The following is a 3,902-nucleotide window of genomic DNA, read 5'->3' as shown; positions in this document are numbered from 1 at the left end:
GCTTCGAAGCCGTAGCGCTCGTAAACGCCACGGATCTTGGTGAGCATTTCATTGAGGCCGCTGAGCTCTGCAGCCTCGATGTCGCGAAAACCCTTCGCGATACGTGCTTGAGGGCGCGGAGTTGTATTGCCTTGGGACATGAGGGCGAACGGGGACCGGTTGCAAAAGAAAAGTTGCCGAGACACCCGAGGGGCGCGACAGGCGAGCCCGCCTTATATCGGATCGGCCCGTGGCGCGAAAGTCGGGTTCACGGCCGCAGTTTAGCGTTTCAAAACGGGCTTCCAACGCTGGTAAACGGCGCGAGCCAGCTTGTTCTGGCGCAGCCGGCCTTTCAGACGGTGGAACAGCGCGCGTGGCACGGCGGAGAGATCGCGGGCAACGATCAAATCGTAAAGCGGCACGTCTTCGACGCCGAACCCGCGTTTGAACGGATAGTCGCCGATGCCCATGTCGAAGTGCCGTACGCCGCGCGCCACGAAATACTTCATCGCTTCGACAACGACGAGCCGCCCCGGCGAAAGATGGCTGCCGACTTGTCCTGCCGTCGAAATGCGCAGCAGCGTGAATGCGCCGTCATGGACGATGCCGAAGAGCGCGGCAACGATTTCGCCCTGCGCTTCGACCGCAAATAGCGCGGCAAGCTCCGCATCCGAACCGTCCATCGCCAAGCGTTCGTAAAAGGCGCGATAGGCCGGTTCATCGAGGACGTATTTGCTGCCGAGAGCCGCGTGCCGCGCCGACTGCTGTTCTTCGAGCACGGAATAGACGCGTGCGATCTCTTCCGGCGTCGTGGCGCGATAGAAGCGCGGTGCGCCCTCTTTCTCCCACAGCCGATGACAGCGTTCGATTTCCTTGCGGAATTTTTTGCCGCGCGAGCGCACGTAGTCTTCGACCGTTTCGGGAACGACGAGCACGTTGCCGGAGTGGCGAGCCGGCGTGATGCCGGAGCGCGTGATGAGCGGATTGGGCCGTCCACCGATTTGCGCCGGCATGCGCTCGAGGCGGATGAGATCGACGTCACGCAACGCTTGGCGAATGGCGCGCCAGGCGCGGCGGATCGAGCGGCCCTTTTTCAGCAGAGCCGGACCAAGGATCGGACCGCCGTAGTCGGAGACGCCGAGATCGGCAAAGTGCGCGACCTTCAGCGTCCGCTTTTTCCTGATGACGAGCGGCAGGATCAGCGCGATCTCGCCGGTATTGCGTTCGGTCACGAAGAGGAGACGCGGCATCGCGTGCTGCGAAGGTGCCAGTTCCTCGTAAAGCACGGTCAGCCAGTCGAGCGTCTGGAAGCCCGTCGAGGTCAGACCTCCTTGCACGGCTTCAAGCGCCGCAAGAGCATCATCGGCACCGTCAAAGACTTCCGTAATGAAACGGGTGCCACGCCAGAGGGATCGCCGCGGTCCAATCCGGCCCGCGACGTCCAGTACTGCGCCGTTCCCCACTTCCGCCGTCGCCATACGCATACACTTCAAAGGCGCTACGTGACATAGCTTATTGCTACTCGGCCGCCGCCGCCAGATCGATGATGGCGCCTGGACGCTTTGGATCGAGCTTGAACTCGATCGGCCGCTTGGCCTTCTGTTGCTTTTTGAGAAGCCCGGACCGGCGCACACCGGCCTGCAACGCGGCCTTTGCCCAGAACGTGGCACCGGACGTCGCGGTGCTCTGCGGCGTGACCCCGAGTTTCGAGCGCAAAATACCGTTGGCCAGATTGACCATCTGACGGCGGCGGATGTCTTCGGTCCAGTATTCCGTCGTCATCGAAATGTTGACGCAGTCGAGGTTCTCGACGCGGTGTGGTGAATAGAGCGGCCAATGCATCATCTGACCGGGTTCGAGAACGAACGACTTCGCATGATCCTCGAACGACGGATCATATTTGATACCGATCTCGTTCGCATACATCGCCACGTATTCCAGGCTTTCGTTCGTCAGGAACGGCGCCTCCGGCGGATAGAGATAGACGCGTTTCTTGCCGCGGATCTGCCAAAGCGACTGACCGGCTGAATCGAAGTGGTAATAAACCTGGGCGTTGGGCGATGAAATGATGATGCCGTTGAGGCGCGTAAAGGTTTCATAGCCGCCGAGATTGCGATCGATTTCGGCGAAGATATCATCGAGTAGCTTGCCGTATCGCTTGTCGACCTGCCCGACGCGGAAAAGATGAATCCACATCCGGCCCTGCCCGATCGCTTCGATGACCTGCTTGCCCGTCAACTTGCCGATATCGCCTTCGCGCCAGCTCTGCTTCGATGAGCCTTGCGCGCCCATGTGCACCAGCGCGTAGTGTTCACGCGGGTAGGTCTCGATCAGCTGCTCGATGGCTTCAAGTGTGAAGAGCGGATGTTCGTGCAGGCGGTGCTCCATGCTTAAGGGAGCCTTGCCCCAACTCGCCGTTACATCGCTCGTCCAATTCTTGAAGATCGGCTCAGACATTCGCAGTACCCCGTCCGTGTTGGCCCTGAAAAACATTGTGGCCCCACGATGCAAGTATCGTGCAGAACTGAACGGCGTCAAATAAGCGCCCGGAAATGGCGGCGGCCAACTTCGTTAAGAAAATTAACCTGGACCGGCAATTACGGCCGCCGCGAATATGAAAAAGGTCGTCTCATAGACCTGTTCGATCGCCCCCAGTACGTCGCCGGTATATCCGCCGATCCGCCGCTTGGCCATCAGCGCCATTGAGGCGGCCGCAATAAAGGCAAAAGCCGCCGAAATGAGAAATATGGCGGGCTTCAAGACCAGAAACCCCGGCATTAACCCAAATACGATTGCAGTTGTGAGTTCCGGCAACGTCAACTCCGACGCGGGCCGACTGACCTTGGCGCTGCCGTCGCCTGCATAGCTCAGCGCCCAGATCGTCAGCACGGCCGCGAGGCGGGCACCGGCGTGTGCGGCGATGAAAACACAAACGGCGGACAACGGATCCAACGTCAAAAGCGCGGCGCCCTTGAGCGCCAGCGCGACGATGAGGGCGATCGTCCCATATGTCCCAATCCGGCTGTCCTTCATGATTTCGAGACAACGGTCGCGCGTTTTCCCACCGCCGAAAGCATCGACCGTGTCGGCGAGGCCGTCTTCGTGCAGCGCTCCGGTCAATACAATCGCCGTCGCAAGGCCAATGACGACCGGCAGCGGTTCCGGGAAAATCAATGCCGTGGCCAGCAGCGCGGCGCCGGCGATAGCGCCGATCAAGGCGCCAACCAGCGGCATATATTTTGCGGCGCGCGCCAACCAATCGGATGGCCACGCTTCGACGGTTCCGATCGGAATGCGAGTCAGGAATTGCAGCGCGATGAGAAACAACCGCGCTTCGCGCGCGATCATAGCGGGTGCTCGCCCGGAAGATCGGCCATGTCGCGCAACATGAGCTCGGCTGCGCGGACCAGCGGGATCGCCAGCGCCGCGCCTGTGCCCTCGCCGAGCCGCATCTCGAGTTCGAGTAGGGGTTTCGCGCCGAGAAACGCCAGGAGTGCCGTGTGCCCAGGCTCGGCCGAACAATGCGCAAAGACGCAATTGTCGAACGTTTCCGGTTTCAAGCCCGACGCTGCAATCGCGGCGGCCGTCGAGATGAATCCGTCAACGACGATGATGCGCCCTGCCGCGGCGGCGGCCGTCATCGCGCCCGCCATCATGGCGATTTCAAATCCGCCGAATTGCCTGAGCGCTTCGAATGTTCGCGCTGCCGGATCAGCCTCGTTGATCGATGCACGGGCCAGCACTTCCGACAGCACGAGACGCTTGTGATCGAGGCCAAGAGGCGGTGCCCCCGCGCCGGGCCCGACGAGGGTCGCGAGATCGATGCCGGTCAATACATGCGCAACGAGAGCGGCGGCGCTGGTGTTACCAATGCCGATCTCGCCGTAGCCGACGATATCGACATGCTGCTGGCCCAACAGCGC

At 61.3% G+C, this 3,902-nt stretch carries 4 protein-coding genes; all 4 read right to left on the bottom strand.

Annotation, left to right across the window (positions count from 1 at the left end):
• Nucleotides 1-260: 260 nt before the first annotated feature.
• Nucleotides 261-1,457, bottom strand: coding sequence for a GNAT family N-acetyltransferase (locus VN623_RS12490; protein WP_325571362.1), 1,197 nt, complete (start codon nucleotides 1,455-1,457; stop codon nucleotides 261-263).
• Nucleotides 1,458-1,497: 40 nt separating this feature from the next.
• Entirely contained in the window at nucleotides 1,498-2,436 is a 939-nt protein-coding gene (locus VN623_RS12485; protein WP_325571360.1) for a cupin-like domain-containing protein, read from the bottom strand.
• 123 nt (nucleotides 2,437-2,559) lie between these two features.
• On the bottom strand, nucleotides 2,560-3,327 hold the full coding sequence (gene cobS, locus VN623_RS12480) for an adenosylcobinamide-GDP ribazoletransferase (protein ID WP_325571358.1): 768 nt from the start codon (nucleotides 3,325-3,327) through the stop codon (nucleotides 2,560-2,562).
• The coding region (locus VN623_RS12475; RefSeq protein ID WP_325571356.1) for a nicotinate-nucleotide--dimethylbenzimidazole phosphoribosyltransferase at nucleotides 3,324-3,902 on the bottom strand (579 nt) is incomplete at its 5' end. The genes VN623_RS12475 and cobS, both read right to left, overlap by 4 nt.

This window comes from Hyphomicrobium sp. (assembly GCF_035572195.1).
Classification (GTDB): Bacteria; Pseudomonadota; Alphaproteobacteria; order Rhizobiales; family Hyphomicrobiaceae; genus Hyphomicrobium_B.
This window is presented reverse-complemented; position numbering and strand designations above follow the sequence as displayed.